Source organism: Soehngenia saccharolytica DSM 12858, assembly GCF_059568515.1.
Genome location: NZ_JCANTN010000003.1, coordinates 58,476 through 77,158 on the forward strand (window position 1 = coordinate 58,476; position 18,683 = coordinate 77,158).

The 18,683-nt window shown below is 35.5% G+C and carries 10 protein-coding genes; 5 read left to right on the plus strand and 5 right to left on the minus strand.

Annotated features, from left to right (window positions below; genetic code table 11):
* The first annotated feature begins 65 nt into the window (after positions 1-65).
* Genes BO51_RS01620 through BO51_RS01635 form a run of 4 tightly spaced genes read left to right on the plus strand, consistent with a single transcriptional unit; the run spans position 66 to position 3,937 of the window.
* Positions 66-995 carry an ABC transporter permease gene (locus tag BO51_RS01620; protein ID WP_496483324.1) on the plus strand — a complete coding sequence of 310 codons (930 nt, stop codon included), beginning with the start codon at positions 66-68 and terminating at the stop codon, positions 993-995.
* Positions 995-1,930, plus strand: coding sequence for an ABC transporter permease (locus tag BO51_RS01625; protein ID WP_496483326.1), 936 nt, complete (start codon positions 995-997; stop codon positions 1,928-1,930). Before BO51_RS01620 ends, BO51_RS01625 begins: the two co-directional genes overlap by 1 nt.
* 10 nt (positions 1,931-1,940) lie before the next feature.
* Positions 1,941-2,948 carry an ABC transporter ATP-binding protein gene (locus tag BO51_RS01630; protein ID WP_496483327.1) on the plus strand — a complete coding sequence of 336 codons (1,008 nt, stop codon included), beginning with the start codon at positions 1,941-1,943 and terminating at the stop codon, positions 2,946-2,948.
* Entirely contained in the window at positions 2,948-3,937 is a 990-nt protein-coding gene (locus BO51_RS01635; protein ID WP_496483328.1) for an ABC transporter ATP-binding protein, read from the plus strand. Before BO51_RS01630 ends, BO51_RS01635 begins: the two co-directional genes overlap by 1 nt.
* A 29-nt stretch (positions 3,938-3,966) precedes the next feature.
* Here the strand turns inward: BO51_RS01635 and BO51_RS01640 are convergent, their stop codons facing one another.
* The 3 genes from BO51_RS01640 to BO51_RS01650 form a co-directional block, all read right to left on the minus strand.
* Positions 3,967-4,314, minus strand: a complete 348-nt coding sequence (locus BO51_RS01640; RefSeq protein ID WP_496483330.1) for a cupin domain-containing protein — start codon at positions 4,312-4,314, stop codon at positions 3,967-3,969.
* 56 nt (positions 4,315-4,370) lie between these two features.
* Positions 4,371-6,107, minus strand: a complete 1,737-nt coding sequence (locus BO51_RS01645; RefSeq protein WP_496483331.1) for a 5'-nucleotidase C-terminal domain-containing protein — start codon at positions 6,105-6,107, stop codon at positions 4,371-4,373.
* Positions 6,108-6,276: 169 nt separating this feature from the next.
* Positions 6,277-7,623 carry a hypothetical protein gene (locus BO51_RS01650; RefSeq protein ID WP_496483333.1) on the minus strand — a complete coding sequence of 449 codons (1,347 nt, stop codon included), beginning with the start codon at positions 7,621-7,623 and terminating at the stop codon, positions 6,277-6,279.
* Positions 7,624-7,827: 204 nt separating this feature from the next.
* Between BO51_RS01650 and BO51_RS01655 the strand changes: the two genes are divergently transcribed.
* Positions 7,828-10,770 carry an Ig-like domain-containing domain gene (locus BO51_RS01655; RefSeq protein ID WP_496483335.1) on the plus strand — a complete coding sequence of 981 codons (2,943 nt, stop codon included), beginning with the start codon at positions 7,828-7,830 and terminating at the stop codon, positions 10,768-10,770.
* Positions 10,771-10,809: 39 nt separating this feature from the next.
* Here BO51_RS01655 and BO51_RS01660 read toward each other — a convergent pair whose 3' ends face one another.
* Both BO51_RS01660 and BO51_RS01665 read right to left on the minus strand, forming a co-directional pair.
* Entirely contained in the window at positions 10,810-16,611 is a 5,802-nt protein-coding gene (locus BO51_RS01660) for an S-layer homology domain-containing protein (RefSeq protein ID WP_496483337.1), read from the minus strand.
* 130 nt (positions 16,612-16,741) lie between these two features.
* A complete protein-coding gene (locus BO51_RS01665; protein WP_496483339.1) occupies positions 16,742-18,583 on the minus strand; it encodes a polysaccharide biosynthesis protein in 1,842 nt (613 codons plus the stop codon).
* Between the last annotated feature and the right edge of the window lie 100 nt (positions 18,584-18,683).

The window sequence follows — 18,683 nt, forward strand, 5'->3', positions numbered from 1 at the left end:
AAGAGAAAATCGGGAGTTAATCTCTCTGGTTTTCTCTTATTAAAATATATGAAAGGAGCTAAACCATGAAAAAATACTTGCTCAAAAGATTTGTTATGTCAATCATAACATTATGGGCTATCGTAACAATAACATTCTTTCTGATGCATGCTATACCAGGTAATCCTTTTGCAAAAGAGGGGAAAATGCCACCGGTTGTATATGAAAATCTTCAGAAGAAATATGGACTTGATAAACCACTATATCAACAGTATTTAATTTATCTTGGAAATCTAGTTAGAGGAGATTTTGGAGACAGTATGAAATCTCGAGTTGAAACTGTAAATGACATGATTGAAAGAGGCTTCCCTGTTTCAGCTAGATTAGGTGCCCAAGCACTAGTGTTTGCTTTGATATTTGGACCTGCGCTTGGATCTATGGCAGCTCTATATCAAAATAAAATTCCAGACTACATATCGATGATTGTAGCTATTATAGGTATATCTGTGCCGAGTTTTGTAATGGGTACGTTTCTCATACAATTCGTGGCCAGAAATATAGGTTTCCTGCCAATTGGAGGATGGGGAGAATTTAGGCACACCATTCTGCCGTCATTCGCCTTAGGGCTTATGCCTCTAGCTACAATGGCAAGACTTATGCGTTCCAGCATGCTTGAAGTATTAAATCAAGACTACATCAAGACTGCAAAGTCTAAAGGCCTTACAAAATTTGCTGTTATAATGAAGCACGCTGTAAGAAATGCAATACTTCCTGTTGTTTCAATTTTAGGTATCACGATTTCCAATCTATTGGTAGGAAGCTTTGTTATAGAAAAAATATTCGGTATCCCTGGATTAGGAATGTTCTTTGTTAAATCAATCGGAAACAGAGATTATACCCTTATTATGGGAACTACAGTGTTTTATGCACTTATACTTGTCGTAATGTTATTATTAGTAGACATAACATATATGCTCGTTGACCCAAGAATTAGACTTACTGAGGAGGGACATTAATGACTGAACTAACTAAAGAGATGTTTGAAAGAGCTTCAGAAGAGCAACAAAATGCTGAAAAAATCAGGCGTCCTAGCATAAAATACTGGCCTGATGTATGGAGAAGATTAAAGCAAAATAAATTAGCCATGGTAGGTTTGACTTTGATTATATTGATCACAGTAATGGCTATTATAGGCCCAATGATAAGTGGCTACACATACTATGAACAAGATTACTCAAATATTAATATGAAGCCAAATTCTCAATTTTGGTTTGGAACAGACGAATTAGGTAGAGATCTTTTTACAAGAACATGGTATGGCGCTAGATATTCTCTTTTAATTGGAGTTCTAGCAGCAGCAATAGACTTTACAGTAGGTATATTGTATGGTGGTATTGCAGGTGTTTCTTCAAGAAGAGTCGACTCAATCATGATGCGTATCGCAGAAGTAATATACAGTATACCATATCTCTTGGTAGTAATTTTGATGTCAGTCGTTTTCTCGAGCCAAGGTTCTGGTACCTCGTTGTTCGTCATAATTCTAGCTATGACAATAACCGACTGGGTACCCATGGCGATCTTAGTAAGAGGACAAGTTCTCCAATTAAGAGAAGCTGAATACTCTCTAGCTTCAGAGTCTTTAGGTGCTGATCAAGGGTGGATCTTGAGAAAACACATAATTCCTAACACTCTTGGACCAATACTCGTAAATGTAACATTAACTATTCCAAGAGCCATATTTGCAGAGGCAACTTTAGGTTTCTTAGGTTTAGGCCTACAAGCTCCTAAATCAAGTCTTGGAACCTTGGCAAATGATGGTTTAGCAGGAATGGCAGTAGGACTTACCTATCAGATCATATTCCCTGCACTTTTGATATCTTTAATAATGTTCTCTTTCAATGTTTTGGGAGATGGACTTAGAGATGCATTAGATCCAAGGCTAAGGAAATAGGAGGGAAAAAATGGAAAATATACTAGAAGTTAAAAACTTACAAGTCTCCTTTAAGACCTTCTTTGGTGAAGTTGAGGCTGTTAGAGATATAAGTTTCACTGTTGGGAAAAAAGAAACAGTAGCAATAGTAGGCGAATCAGGTTGCGGCAAGAGCGTTACCGCAAGTTCAATTATGCAGCTGTTGCCTATGCCCCCAGCATTTTATAAAGGCGGACAAATCCTTTTCAAAGGCGAAGATATAGTAACTAAAACTGAAAAAGAGATGCAAGACATAAGAGGAAGCAAGATTTCAATGGTCTTTCAAGATCCTATGACTTCCTTGAACCCAACAATGAAAATCGGAAAGCAAATCGTTGAAGGGCTTATAAAACACCAAAAATTATCAAAAAATGAAGCCCATAAGAAAGCAATTGAAATGTTGAAACTTGTTGCAGTCCCACAGCCCGAAAAAAGAGTTAATCAATATCCTCATGAATTTTCTGGCGGTATGAGACAGAGAGTAATGATCGCTCTAGCAATGGTAGCAAATCCAGAACTTTTAATTGCCGATGAGCCAACCACAGCTCTAGATGTTACTGTACAGGCACAAATTTTGGATTTAATGAAAGAACTACAAGATAAGCTAAACATGTCTATTATATTAATTACACACGACTTAGGTGTTGTTGCAGATATGAGCGACAAAGTAATAGTCATGTATGCTGGTCAAATAGTTGAACAAGGTAGTGTAAATGACATATTTAAAAATCCAATGCATCCTTACACTATAAAATTGTTGGCAAGTGTTCCTAGATTGAATATGAAACGTGATGAAAGCTTACACTATATTGAAGGCACTCCACCAGATTTGTACATTCCGCCTAAAGGGTGTGCGTTCTTTGATAGATGTGATTACGCTATGAAAGTATGCAAAGACTATATGCCAAACCCAGAATACCACAATGAAGAACATTACAGCAGATGTTGGCTAAATCACCCATTAGCTGTTGATGTACGACGTGAAGGGAGTGTTATATAATGGCAGAACCAATCTTATCCGCAAGAAATATAAAGAAATACTTCAATGTAAGCGGCGGAACACTAAAAGCAGTAGATGGGATAAGTTTCGACATATACAAAGGCGAAACTTTAGGCCTAGTTGGTGAGTCAGGCTGCGGTAAAACTACTGCAGGTAGAACTATAATAAGGCTATATGAGCCAACTGGTGGAGAATTGTATTTTGAAGGTCAAGATATATATAAACTCCCAAGGCATAGTATGAAACCTGTAAGAAGAAATATACAAATGATATTCCAAGACCCGTATGCATCGCTTAATCCTCGTATGACAGTCGAGGAAATAATTGCAGAACCGCTTGAAATTCACGGTATTTATAAGTCAGAAAAGCAAAGAAGAGAAAGAGTCTATGAGCTATTGCAATTAGTAGGTTTAAATGAAGAACATGCTTTAAGATTCCCTCATGAATTTTCAGGTGGACAAAGGCAAAGAATTGGAGTTGCTAGATCATTAGCATTAAATCCTAAATTTATTGTATGCGATGAGCCTATTTCAGCGCTAGATGTATCAATTCAAGCTCAAGTAGTAAATCTACTTAAAAATTTACAAAATCAATTAGGGTTAACTTACCTATTTATTGCACACGATTTATCAATGGTAAGGTATATATCAGATAGAGTTGGCGTAATGTATTTAGGTATGATGATGGAACTTGCTAAGTCAGAAGAATTATACGATCACCCAATTCACCCATATACGCAAGCACTATTATCTGCTATTCCTATTCCTGATCCTGAAATTCAAAGATCTAGAAAAAGGATAATACTTGAAGGAGATGTACCTTCACCAATTGATCCAGGTCCAGGCTGCAGATTTGCAGATAGATGCTTCTATGCAATTGATGAATGCAAAAAAACAACTCCTGAATTCAAAGAAGTTAGGCCAGAGCATTTTGTCGCTTGCCATAGATCAGGAGAAATATTAAATGGGACCGCAACAATGACAAAATAGATAAAGCCCCCAATTAATTGGGAGCTTTTTTATTCGTACAATATGAGCATTATAAATTCTAAATCCTCATCTCCTATCGCTTCTATTGAATGAAATTCACCAGGCTTACATATTGTCAAATCTCCGGGCTCTAGGAAAACTTCTTCTCCGTTGTCATTGTACATAGCATGACCATCTAATATGTAGTATGCCTCCTGCTCTCCTATATGCTGATGATATCCAATAGAATTGCCCGGTTTAATGATCGCCTTGCCATATAGTTTCCCCTTGCCTAAAAAGTCCTTTTCTTCAAACAATCTAATGATAGTTACATAACCTTTGCCATCTTTTAAATTTTGCACAACCTCTACTTCAAAATCATCAAAATGTCTTACCATATTTGCCTCCTTAGTTTACATCTATTAGGCAGCCCATATGGGCTGCCTATAATATACTATTTAGTTGGGATTAATATGATTTGTCCAGGGAAAATCAAGTTAGGATTCTTTAATTTATTGTATTGAGCTAACTCTTGCCATGGAACTTTGTACTTTAACCCAATTCTATAAAGTACTTCTCCTTTTTGCACAATATGTTTAATGTCTTTTGTAGGTACAGTTGGCGTTGTAGGTTCAGTTGGTGTTGTGGGCGCCTTAACTACTTTAATTCTTCCTTCAACTTGAGGCCCTAACATTTCTGTAGATGCAACATACTCAGCTAATACGTCTGATAATAATCCGCCTTCGCCGACAAATGGCTTGTTAGCAAACATTGTATATCCATCTCCACCAGCTGCAACGAAATCATTAGTTACCATGGTGTAAGTTTTAGTCTTTTCAATTGGCTTACCATTTATCGTAACCGAAACAATTCTTTGACCTACTGGTTTTGAAGGGTCAAAAGTGTAATTTAAGCCACTTACATGTGGGAAATGACCTGCTGGTTCAGGATAAGCGTCAACACCATGCTCCAATGCTTTTAATACTTCTTCGCCAGTAACTTTTATAACTGCTAGAGTATTAGTAAATGGGAATGCTGTCAAAATTTCGCCTAATGTTATTTCTCCTTCATCTATGGATGCTCTAATTCCTCCACCATTTGTGAGGGCAAAATCCGCACCGGTAGATTTTCTCATAGCATCTGTAATTAGATTCCCTAAATTAGTTTCACCTGTTCTAACAAGTTCTCTTGTACCTTCTAGTTTAACTTCAGTTTTGCCAACTACAGTGTTCTTTAAAGGTTCATTCTTAGCAACTAACTCTTCAACCATCTTAGCTATTTCTGCATCAGGCTGAGTTTCTTTTAAATCTTCATAAGTCATTACTTCTGCTGTTTTCTTTACTATCTTTCCATCTTCAAGTTCCAATTTAACAAATCCTACATCTTGAGTATATGATCCAGCTTGAACTATTAAAGTATTGTTTACAGTCATTCCTTCTTCAAGCATGTGATGGCTATGACCGTCAACTATTAAGTCTATGCCTTGAACTTTTTCAGCCAATTTTTTTGCTGTGTTAACACTTGATTCATCTATCCCTAAGTGTACTAATGCAATGATGACATCTGCACCTTTTGCTTTGAGTTCTTTTACATATTTATCACCAGTAGCGACTACATCAGCAAACTCTATTCCTGTAGTATTAGATGGGTGGGATTTGTATTTTGTTTCATCTGTCGTAAGTCCAAATATCCCTACTTTCAAGCCATTTTCCATCTCTTTTATTACATATGGCTCGAAATCTGAAGTTTTGTCTGATTCTTTGATGATATTTGCCCCTAGTATTGGAAACTCTGCTATTTTCTTTAGCTCTAATAATCTGCTATACCCGTAGTTGAAATCATGATTACCAGGAGTCATCGCATCGAATCCCATTTTGTTCATGATCTTTACTATCTCTTCACCTTGAGTTAAATTAACATCAATTGTTCCGTGGAAAGTATCTCCAGCATTTAAAAATAATAAGTTTGGATCATCTTCTCGCAAGCCGTTGACAACGCTTGCAAGTTTTGCAAACCCTAGTTCTTTGCTGCCTTCATTTTCAGCAACTCTACCATGCATATCGTTTACATGGACAATAGTCAAGGTTTCATTGCTTGCAGCATGAGTGACATTTGTTGGTACTATTAGAAAGCTTAGAACCATAGCAAATGAAAGTACAACGCTAAGAAACTTCTTGTTTTTGATACTCATAAAAATCCCCCTTTTTATATTATCACTGCTCTTTTTATATACCCAAGAGAAACATTAAATACACAAAAATTAATGCAATATTGCTCAAAATCTACTTTTTTTGAATAAAAAAATCCTAAGCAAAATTGCTATCAAGCTCTTCTGCTCAGGATATCTTTCATAAGAAATGTTAATTTATAGTGATGCTGAGATTTGGTACAATCACATTGTCTAAATACACATGAACAGCAACTATCTCAGTTCCAGTCTTTGTCAGTAAGACAAATCCATTATTTAATACTGCTATATCGTCATTTGGAGCTGTTCCCAATCTTACCTTTACTCTTGAGTTGTCAATGTTATTTAAATTCAATTTACCAATGTATTGTCCATCTGAAAATGCCGTTGGCTTAAATGTCCAAGATAATTGTGCCATTTCCAATTCTCTAAGTTTTAATTCTGCTTCTATTAGCTTAGCTAGGTTAGTTACTAGAGCTTTATTCTCTTGTGAAAGTTTTTCATAGTTTGCTCTCGCATTTAAAATATCATCTCTATCAGATAATTTGACATTCTCTTTTGCTGGCAATGCATTTATTAAATTCATCACATTTTGAACGCTAGTTGCATTTGCGTCGTTTGCTACTACCCTAGTCAGTTCATTGTTTATCACGCCGTTTACTTCAACTGTTACAACTAAATTAGCTACATTTGTGTTTACATTGTATCTGAAAGCCCCATAGATAGTCGGTATAATCTCGCCATTTACTTTTACAACCAAATTGTTAATATTATCAGGTACATGAAGCTTCCCTGCTAAAACGGCATTGTTTGATTTTATTAGCTTTGGTTCTTCTATCCATCTCAAAGTTGTTGATTCTAAAAATCTTATTCTTTCTAATGCTTGATTTACTTTAGCTAACATAGTTTGATATTCCACATTTGTTGCTGCACCCATCCCAAGTATACGTCTCAGATCATTTAGTGCATCTCTTGCTTCTATTACTGTTTGTTTATCAGTCAATTTTAGATTTTCCAATGCAGGAATTTTAGCTACTTTTTCTCTAGCTGTTTGTAAAGCTTTCTCTAAAGTCATAGTTGGCAATGTCTTTGTATCGATGTTTTGTTCATAAAGCTTAACTTTGCCTACATATACTCCAAGTACAAGTTTGTCTAGATTGTTTTTGTTCATAAGCTGGCTGAATTTGCCATCTTTGTCTAGATTCACTACAACGTTGTTTAATTTTATTTTTATCTTGGTATTCCCTTTGAATTGTGATAAATCCATACCGTCGACTTTTATGTTGCCTGAGATTTGGATCAAATTTTTAGCCTTAGTCTCTTTTAACTCTAAATTTTCTACTTTAACTTTGTTTTTTAAGCTATTTATTATCTCATCATTAATAGAAACTTTTTTAACAATTTTAACTTCTTCTTTTCCTTTTGATTTGCTATTTTGACTGTCAGCAAAAGCTAATCCTGTGCTCAATGTCATTGCTAATGCTAAACTTAAAGCTGTCAGTTTAAACAATTTTTTCATTGTTTACACCCCTTTTTATATTATCTTCACTTATATTATATCACCTTAAAATTTAATTTAATCAGATTATGGAAACTGTAACAAAAACGAAATAAAGCATCAATATACACTAACCATTCACAATACTCAAATTAACTTAAATGTAATATTAAAACTATCCATTTTGGTGTATAATTACAGTATAAAACAAAGGAGAGTGATTTTATGAAGCGCATAATGTCATTTATGCTAGCTTTGATACTACTGATGGGTACAGGCTCAATAGTATCTGCAGAAAATCCTTACACAGAACAAGGTGAATTTCTCAATAAGCTTGGTGTACTGCTCGGAGATGAAAAAGGCAATTTAAATCTAGATGGTAAACTTACTCGCGAGCAAATGGTGGTCTTAATTTCAAGACTTTATGGAAAAGAAGACGTTGCTAAAAATTACAATGGAGTTAATGTATTCAAAGACCTAGGTTCAAAACAGTCATACTACATACCTTACATACTTTGGGCTAAAAACGAAGGGCTTATAGTTGGTATGTCTAGTACTCAGTTTGGCTTTGGTCAGACAGTTACAGTTCAACAATTTCAAACCGTTCTTTTAAGAGCATTGGGTTATAACGAGGAAGCAAAAAATTGGTCGAATGTGCCAACAATTGCACAAAATCTTGGTATTATGAAAGGTTTAAACTTCTCTGCATCACAAACATTAACCCGCGGAGAAGCTTCTGCCATGATCTACAATGCACTAGCACTGCCTGTGAAGGGGAGCACTATTTCCCTTATGGCAGTGCTGAATTTAATTCCACTTGATATTAGCTACAACGCAACAGTTTTAAATGATTCTTTAAATTTAAAGGGATCTGTAAAAGGTGTTAATGAGTTGAAGTTATACTTGAAATCAAATAATGGCATACAAACCTTAAATATTCCTTTAAATTCAGATGGCTCCTTTGACTATACCAAAGACGATTTGAGCATAGGCGAGTACAGCTATATAATCTTTAGCGGAACTCAATCTGCTAAGATGAAAACTTTTTCAATCACAAATATAAAGTTCGACCTATCAAGTGTATTTGCAGACAATTTAAAAGAAATAAAGATAAATTTAAACAAGCCAGTTGATACAAATCTTTCAAGTTTCGTATACAACTATGAAACAAATGCTGGTGCGATAAATAGAGTCTACTATGAGAATGGAGATAAAACTATCGTCCTCGTCTTAAATGGGACGATGGAAAACAACAAAGAATATACATTGACTGCAAAAAATATCAGATCTACTACAAATGAAGTTGTAGAGTTTAAAGATAAAGCATTCACAGCGACAGACAATACCCCTCCTAGGGTTACTGGGATTGATGTTTTAGGAACAACCGGGATAAGAATTAATTTCTCAGAACCGATAAAAACAGTTCCTTCAATGAGTAACTTCAACATAAATGCAACTACATCTTTATCAAACCCAATACTTTCATATAAATCGATAGAGCTAAGGTATTCTACATCAACTACATTAGCCCCTGGGACATACACTCTGTTGACTCAAGGTTTGGAAGATTTCGCAGGAAACAAGATGAACATTGACACAAGATCATTTACTGTTGTAAAAGATACACTTCCCCCTAAAATTGTCAAATCTACAGCCTCTCTAGATCAATTGACAATAGAGTTTAACGAACTAATTAATTCAATGACTGTATCTAGAGAAAGCATATACTGGAAGCAAGATGGTGTGTATAGGAAGTACCCAGATTCAATCACAGTAGATGGTAAAAAAGTCATAGCAGTATTTAACGAAAATTCAATTCCTAATAAAGAAACTAGCATCTTTATAGAAGGCATCGGAGATTATTCTGATAATAAAATATCTCAGGCTTTAATAAAAGTAACTCCGACAGTTGACTCAAGAAAGCCTGAAGTTGTCTCTGCAGTAGTAGGCGATACCGGTAAATTTATAAAAGTGATATTCAACAAGACAGTAGTCGGAAATATTCCAAGTAGCTATAGCGTAGTTGATAAAAATAGCAGTTTAATACTGATAAAAGATGTTGTTGGAAGTGGCAGAGAGTACACTATAAACTTTTACAGCACACTGCCAAAAGGCAATGTAAAACTTACTGTATCGGAAATAAAAGACATGAATGGGTTAAAGATAGAGCCTTTCACAACTACACTTACTGTTAAGGATTTTGAAAGCCCAAGACTATTAAATTATTCAGGGTACGGGAATACAATCATCATGGAATTTTCAAAACCTATGGACGAAAAGACTACAAGCTATCTGTACAACTACATCGCAAAGATAGGCGGGACAGAAGTCTATCTAGTACAAGGCACTCAATTCAACTTAAGTCCAGACCTAAAAACACTAACTATTGTATTGCCAGACTATATGTACGGCAAAAAAGTTATGATAGGAGCTAGTGATAACCTTACTAATCTTGAAATCAGAGGCTTAAAAGATACTTCTGGCAATTTCACAGATCCTTTGGTATTGAGTTTGAAATTTGAAGGCACCGCAACAGGAAATGGCAAAGTGGTCGATTATTATCCAAATATAGCCGGGAAACAAGCAGTATTGGCAGAGCCAAATTTGATAAAAGTAAAATTCAATATGCCTATAGTAAAAGCTGACATAACAGATTTCGTAGTTGCAGGCCACACTATTTCAAGAGTAATAGTTGACGGAACAAATGTGGTACAGATTGTACTTGCTGACAGCACAACCTACATTCAGCCAAATACAACGGTTATTCCAAATACTAACAAGATCAAGACATCAATTGGTACAAGCGTAGACCCAGGGCTATTTAATGTAGTAGATGAAGTAAGCCCTATTTTGAAGAGTACCCAAGTGATGATTGTAGGGAATAATCTAGAAATCACATTTAGCGAACCTTTAGAAGAGGAAGGTGCTAGCTTATACAGAAGGGATCTACAAGTAATTAGATTAAGTGATAGTAAAGTATTGAGCACAGATGATTACACTACATCAATTAAATCTACCGACAAGCAAACTTTAGTAATCACTCTAAAATCAAAGCCAATACAGTCTAAATACTCCATAAGAGTTATTGACAATCCGATTTATATAAGAGATACTTCAGGCAACTTAGTAAAGCCCTCTCAAATGATAGAAACGATTCAGCCATTTTAAAAAACCACAGTGAACAATTCGTTCACTGTGGTTTTTCTATTATTGAGCTAATGATTTAATTATTAGATTCATAAATATTGTCGATGCAGAAGCTCTATTAGCTTTACCTTGTGGATCAAATCTATTTCCACCAACACCCTGTACCAATTCATATTCATGAATTTTCATTACAGAGTCTTTGGCCCAAGCGCTTATTTGATTGGAATCCAAGAAATTATCAGATTGCTTTCTCTCAATCTCTATATTCTTATAGTTTAGATACCTATCTAGTATTACCGCCATTTGTTCTCTAGTAATTTCATCGTTTGGCCCAAAAGTTGTTTCGTCGTACCCTTTTACTATGCCGTTAAATACTGCCCATTCAACTGCATTCTCATACCATGAATTTTCATTTACATCCTTAAATTTAATATTTGAGTATCCTTCTAATTCAGCGCCATCTAATCTTGCCAATGCCGTTACAAACATAGCTCTAGTAAGTGTGCCGTTTGGGTCGAATTTTTTTTCATCAATCCCCTTGAATATATCTCTGGAAGCTACAAAATTAACAGGTTCATAGTACCAAGAATTAGATTTGACATCTTCAAAATCAACTTTTTTATGTCCAATTAAATACTCCGAAAAATGATTAGTCATAAATCTCATACCTTCATTGTCAATATATTGGCTAAAAGGTACTATTATTAGTGAATCATCTTGCGATACTCGATAAACGACTAACAGCGCATTATCATCGTTATTCTCATAAGGAATGGTTACCCTTGCTGTTCCCTTATCGAAATTGTCAATAACCGCATCACCTGATTTAATTGAGAAATCATAAATATATTCTCCTATTGTTCCTTGAATATCATTAGGTCTTTTAGCTATTGTAATATTAATGTCTGCGTCTTCGAGTCCATTATTGCTAATTTCTGATAAAGCAACTCGATTGAATTGAATTTTTGCTAAACCAGTATTAATAACTAGCATGTCAGCTTCTTTAGATAGTAGTTGTAGTGATTGTCTAGGAATATTGAATGTAATATTATTAACTTGTGGATAGTTGTCAATATCTATATCTATTACAACTTTTCCATTGCTGTTTTCTTTATTTTCTTTTGCATATTTTAAAGCCGATTCTAAGCTAGATGCAGAAACTTTTGCATTTAAATTTTCTCCAACGATATTAATATTTGGAGCTATAGCATTGCTAGTAGTATCCACAGGTACTTGTGGAACAACAGGAACACTGTTTTCTAATACTACGATCTCGCTTCTGTCTCTAACTCTAATACGAGGTAAAAATTCTGTTTCGGATGACATATTCTCTCCAATGGATGATATACCAGTTACCTCTACTCTATCTCCAACTTTTATATGGGATAATGAAACACTTTTGGTAATATATCCATTTATATAGACTATGACACCGTCAACTGTCAATTGCCCAACTACGCCATTTGCATCAGTCTTTATTTCTTGAACAGTCCCAGTAAATTTAACTAGCCTACCAATATTTTCACTTGCTATCGCCTCTTGAGGTGAAACTACTAAAGGCTCAACTGGATTTTTTGTGCTATCTATGACAGTCAGTTTTTGTACCTGGATCTCTTTTTCTCCTTGATATTGGTCTATATTCCCAAGCACTCTCACCTTTTGTCCTACTTCTACGCCAGATGATACTGGGAATACATTTATTCCTCCTGTTTCATCTTGAATGTAAATACAATCAAAGAATCCTTTGTTGTCATCAGTGCCATTGTATACATCTGTAGTTACTATACCTTCAACCATAACCTGTGTCCCTATTGGCAATGAATGAACCTCTGATATCTTATTTACATCTTTTAATGAGACTAATATATTTTCGACTATATTGTAATTGCTATATGGTAGGGTACCTGCATTTTCGACTTCAACTTGTACTTCAAAGTTTGACATAAATGCTCCTCCTGCTGCAATTATTGTTGCAGTATTTCCATTTTCATAAGTTACTTCTTCACTAGCCATCAAAAGCAATCTATCGTTGTATTTCGGTGGAAGCGGATTCCTATCTTTGTCATCATCTGATGAAAAAGTTGTTTCATGTCCGCTTATGATTGGCGATACACTGTTTGGCAATACAGAAGTAGGCAATCCGTTCTCATCAACTGCATGTATAGTTGAACCTCCATATTGACTAAAGACTTGAGATGGATCTAATCCTTGAGTGAATGGATTTACATAGCCGTTGTGGTCAGTTAGATAAAGTCTTTGAGCTTGTCCGCCATTTAATACATTGTCTTTTGCTTCATCATCTGTTATTCTGAGTCTAGCTCCAATAGCTTCTAGGATCTTATTTTGTTGTGCAGCCATATGTTGATCATGAGTAAAACTAGGGTCATTTTTTAAATTAGTGTAGTTTTCATAGTAGTCACCCCAACCAGTTAAAATTAGAGTTTTCCCTTGCTTAGCAAAGTTTTCAACTGCTTGGATCTCAGCTTCTGAGTAGCTCTTCCATGGAATTCTCCCAGTAGTTCCATTTCTTCTGCTTGGAACTGTAAATATGAACATCTCATATTTAGGATTGTTTAATGCTGAAAGCAATTCTTCAGAAGTGTTTAATTCTACCACTCTGATATCATAGTTTGCAGCTAGTGTAGCAAAATTCCCCATGCTCGCTTTATAGTTACCAGCTACATACTCGTTGTCATGCGATGCATCTATCCCTACATATATCAGTTTATCCCTATCTCTAACATTTATATCCAAGTCTTTAGTAAATGTAATCTCTTCACCATTTGACTCTACAACTGCTGTTACAAGAACTGTATATTTCCCTGGTGTCGTGAATGTATGAGTAATCTCATTAGTTATCATGCCGCCGCTTGCAGGTATTGTTTGATTAGGTGTACCACTATAGATTACAGAGCCATTCTTAAGTTGGTACTCTATAGATTTTAGAGTGACTGGAGTTGATTCGTTGTTGAATAATTTTGTTGTAATTTTCAAGCTTTCATCTGTAACAGGCATCATCTGATCATAGAAAAGGCTATCTATGCCTAGTTTAGGTGCCGAACCTAGCCAGACAGGCGCTGTGACAGCTATATCCCCATCTTCTTGAACTACTTGTACAAAATAGTATCCTGGAGTTGGATCTTCTATAGTTGTTTCAAATTCAATGGAGTTAGCTCCTACTGATTCTTTTACTACGGCTTTTCCTCCATTTGAAATTATTGAAAGCGTTTGTATCTTGTCGTTTGCATCTGGATCATTTACAGAAACCTTTATAGTTGCACTTTCTGGAACATCATCTAAAATAGTTCCTAATAGATTGTCGTTTAAAGTGTAAACAACGTCCAAATTGTTGTCTTCAGTAGCCCAAACTCTCATTTCTCTCAATGCTGCGTAAAGCCCATCTACCGAAAGGTCATTCGTGTATATTACAGTACGGGCAGTATTTGCATCTCCCCATTTACCCTTGTGGTTGTCTTGATTGTTTGTAGGTGCTAAGTGCCAACCTTTATCTAAAGCTTTTATATACTGGTCATATGATCTGAAGTATCCGCCACTTCCTACTGCACCTTCTCCATTGCCTACTTCAATCAAACTTATCCTTTGATCTATCACAGGATCTAAATAAGCAAAGTCTGCAAAATTTCCAAAAGTTGGTCCTGGGTGATTAAATTGAGATATTGAATTTGGCGTGTCTTTTAACAACTGATAATATTGTTGAAGTCCTAAATTATTAGTCTTGTTATTAAGCTCAGTATTGTTTCTGCTTACAAAGCCAGTGGTATTGAAAGTATTCATATGTCCTGGTCCACCTGACCAAGTCATTTCATAGCCATATATGCTAATGAAGTTTTCATCTCTTGCATTTTCTGCTGCTCTCAATCCATTTTGCCATTTTACATTGTTTGAATTGTAATCCACTAAGTTGTATGTTGGATATTTGTCCGCTGATGGTGCTGTATCAAATGAATTCGAATGGTCAGTCACTGCAAAGAAATCTAATTTAGCGACATTTTTAGCATATGCATAAGCATCAGCCAAAGTTCCTGAACCATCTGAGTTTTCAGCAGTATGTGAATGAAGTTGTCCATAGTAATTTCTATATGGTGCATTCGATTTTAAATAGTAGCTAAATACAACTGGGTCACTATCAAGATAGTCTTCTTCAATAGCAAATGCAGTTATATTCATTGGTAAAACTGTCTTATCAACTACTATAGGTGTAGTGTATGTGAATTCTTCACTGATGGTTTCATCTTCTGTGCCTACATTATAAGTTATTATATACTTAATCACAGCATTTTCAGATGCTGATAGATTGATGATATCTCCATCAGAAACTGCTCCTACAGGATTTGCAGTGACAGCACTTGTTTTTGCATGATAATAAACAAAAGTATTTGGTAAACTTTCTTCTTCACCTTTAACCGCTTTAGCAACAATAGTTGCTTTATGCTCTGCATCAAATTCTCTAATTACAGCCTCAGCTGTGTTTGATGAAGTAGCTACCTCTTCTCCACCATTTAATGAATAGACAATATGAGCACCTTCAGTTGGAGTCGACAATGTGACAATAGCCCCAAGTTTTATAGAAGATCCGTTTGCTGGATTTGTTTCAACAGCCACTACGCTTGGAGGTAGAGCTTTGACTACATCTGTCCCGTTTGCTTGAATTTGAGGTGAATTATAATATCCTATTACTCCAAGGATATCTACATAGTCTCCTACGACTTTGTCATTTATGCCATGTGATCTTAATGTTATTTCTACTCCATTTTGTTCAACTTTATGATTAGCTAATTTAGTTGTATCTGAGCCGCCTATTTGTGTAAGCTTTGCTGATGTGATTTTTACTAACATGCCTTCGTGTGCTCTATTTGAAGAAATTATCTCCGGTATTGTTAGTTCTAAAGGATTTGGCATAGCAGGGGATTCATTTACTACAACTATGTCAGTTGACTGTTGAGGTACAATTTGAACCATCCCACCATATAGGCTTATTTTCCCAGTGATTTGCACTTCTTTACCAACTAAATTTGGCAGATTAAAAGTGCTATTTCCTCCACTGTCAATAGCAACTCCTGCAGTTTCATCCTGCATAAAGATTGTCCTAGCTTGAGTTGAGTAAGTCGCGATTCCTTTAACTGTGACTATTTCATTAGCCGGTTTAGTTTTAGCCTCGGAAATTGGCAATAGAATGATTTCAGGTGTTTCAGGTTCAACAGGTTCTTCTCCTCCATTGTCTCCTTGATATAGTGAATTTCTTGGTGTAGGAGCTTCTATATAGAAGTCTTCACTGTTGTTATCTGTATCCCAGCCATTTGTTATGCCAGCTTGACTGCCGTCGTTATCTTTTCTCTGAGCGCTCGTTGTATTACTTACAGCAGGAGTTGCTTTTGTTTCGTATTCATTAGCTGTGCCAACTCCCAGTAAATCTACCACATTCCCATTATTGTCTAAAAGTTTAAGTTTGAAATTTGTTCCTGACATAGCTATATTACAGGTTGCATCTGGAGTAGGTAAATCAACAGTCCCTCCTGCACCTGCTGCGGCTTGGATTAAGAAATATCCGCCTGCTTTGATCACTGCATTTGGAAGTACTAGATTATTAGTCCCAAATGTGCCAGTAGCCGATGCATATTGGATTTGCCAACCTGATATATCAATATCTGTTAATGTCGGATTGTACAGTTCTATAAAGTCGTTTTTGTAAGTTGCGCCGCTGTTTCCTCCACCGCCATATGCTTCGCTTATAACTACATGATTTGCTTTTTCAGCAAACACATTTGTAGGGTTCATAGGAATCATTGTTATAAGCATAGCCAAGGCGAGTATTAGACTTGTAAATACTCTTGCTCTTTTCATTGCTCTCCTCCTTTTATTTTTCTTTATATTCAGTATATCATAAAAATTCAATTTATTTATTAAGTTATTGCATAATTTGAATTAAATTATCGTTAAACTATTTGTAGAATATATACAAAAAGAGGAGCATTCACTCCTCATATCTATATGTCTTGACTATTCTTTTTACGTATTTCCTTATTTCTCTATCATCTAAATCATTAATTGCTATTCTCAATTCCTTCAAATTGTTTTCCAATTTTTCATAATCAATGTTTGTTGGTTTTGCAACATAAATCTTCTGATGCTTTGTAGCATTGACTCCTTCTTCGTCTAATATAAGCTCTTCATACAATTTCTCTCCGGGTCTTAAGCCTGTGATCTTTATTGGTATTTCTGTATAGGGTTCAAACCCTGAAAGTTTGATTAAATCCTCTGCAAGTTTTATGATCTTCACAGGCTCTCCCATATCCAAAATGAATATCTCTCCGCCTTTAGCCATGGCTCCTGCTTGTATAACCAAAGAAACAGCTTCTGGTATTGTCATAAAATACCTTACGACATCTTTATGCGTTACTGTGACAGGTCCGCCCTCCTTTATCTGCTTTTTAAATATCGGAATCACGCTGCCATTGCTTCCTAGAACATTTCCAAAGCGCACTGCAACAAATTCAGTCTCGTATTTATCATTAAAAGCTTGAATGACCATTTCGCAAATTCGCTTTGATGCACCCATTATGTTTGTCGGATTTACAGCTTTATCCGTAGATATCATGACGAATTTTTTAACTCCATTTTCGGCGGCAACTTTAGCCAAGTTAACAGTTCCAAAGACATTGTTCTTTATAGCTTCTTTAGGGCTAGTCTCCATTAGTGGAACATGTTTATGAGCCGCAGCATGGAAAATGACTTCAACTTCCTCTCTTTTTATTATCTCGCGAAGTCTGTTCTCATCTCTTATAGATGCTATGTAGACAACTAGGTTTAAGTTTGGAAATCTTTTTCTCAACTCATTCTCCAGCATATATGCGTTGTTTTCATAGATATCCAATATGATTAATCTTTTGGGATTTTGAATAGCAATTTGCCTTGCTAGTTCAGAACCTATTGAACCTCCTCCGCCTGTAACCAAAACTGTCTTTCCGTTCAAGTATTTGCTTATTTCTGTCAGATCCGTCTTTATTTCTTCTCTGCCAAGCAAATCTTCAATCTGAACATCTCTTATCGCGCTTACACTCACAACTCCATCGATGAGTTCATACATGCCTGGCAATATTTTAAGCCTTGCCTTAGTGTTTTTAGATATTTCCACTATATTGCTCACTTCTGCCTTTGGTGCTGATGGCATGGCAATTACTATTTCATCTATATTGTATTTCTCTGCAAGCTTTGGTATGTCGTTTCTATTCCCTAGTACAGGTACCCCATAAATGACCTTCCCTTGCTTAGTTTTATCATCGTCCACAAATGCTACAACTCGATATTGGTAAGAATAATGATTCTTGAACTCCTTTAATATCATAGCTCCGGCGTCCCCTGCGCCGACAATCATAACTCTGATTATCTTTTTTCCATCGTCTTTGGCTCTATGACTTAATTTTTCATTTACAGTTCTAAGCGAAAATCTAAATCCACCTATTAACGCAATGTCAAATACCGTCATCATAGCATATACTGATCTTGGCAATGAAGTTTGCAAGAAAGCAAGCGTTGAAATCGAAGCTATGTTAGCTACCACACAAGCTGATACTATCTTTAACATTTCATCAACGCTAGCATACTTCCAAATGGTTTTATAAAGTCCAAATAAGTAGAAAACGACTATCTTTGCTAGTGAAATAAATATAAATGTGTTTTTATACACTTCAAAATAGCTCATAAATTGGGGATTATTAAAGCTTTCAAATCTTAAAAATAAGGAAAATACAGCTGATATGTTTATAATCATAAAATCAACTAAAACCATTAATATTGTCTTTTTGTTAAACCGCACTGGGATTCACCTCTTTTTTGCCCTTTAGATTATACTACAACAATATTTCATTCTTTTCAATAACCACTCTCTAAATTGTTAATTATTTGCTTAAAAATTG

What these genes read in the sequence shown, in the direction of transcription:
- BO51_RS01620 (WP_496483324.1), top strand. Translation starts at nt 66, where the DNA reads ATGAAAAAATACTTGCTCAAAAGATTTGTTATGTCAATCATAACATTA.
- BO51_RS01625 (WP_496483326.1), top strand. Translation starts at nt 995, where the DNA reads ATGACTGAACTAACTAAAGAGATGTTTGAAAGAGCTTCAGAAGAGCAA.
- BO51_RS01630 (WP_496483327.1), top strand. Translation starts at nt 1,941, where the DNA reads ATGGAAAATATACTAGAAGTTAAAAACTTACAAGTCTCCTTTAAGACC.
- BO51_RS01635 (WP_496483328.1), top strand. Translation starts at nt 2,948, where the DNA reads ATGGCAGAACCAATCTTATCCGCAAGAAATATAAAGAAATACTTCAAT.
- BO51_RS01640 (WP_496483330.1), bottom strand. Translation starts at nt 4,314, where the DNA reads ATGGTAAGACATTTTGATGATTTTGAAGTAGAGGTTGTGCAAAATTTA.
- BO51_RS01645 (WP_496483331.1), bottom strand. Translation starts at nt 6,107, where the DNA reads ATGAGTATCAAAAACAAGAAGTTTCTTAGCGTTGTACTTTCATTTGCT.
- BO51_RS01650 (WP_496483333.1), bottom strand. Translation starts at nt 7,623, where the DNA reads ATGAAAAAATTGTTTAAACTGACAGCTTTAAGTTTAGCATTAGCAATG.
- BO51_RS01655 (WP_496483335.1), top strand. Translation starts at nt 7,828, where the DNA reads ATGAAGCGCATAATGTCATTTATGCTAGCTTTGATACTACTGATGGGT.
- BO51_RS01660 (WP_496483337.1), bottom strand. Translation starts at nt 16,611, where the DNA reads ATGAAAAGAGCAAGAGTATTTACAAGTCTAATACTCGCCTTGGCTATG.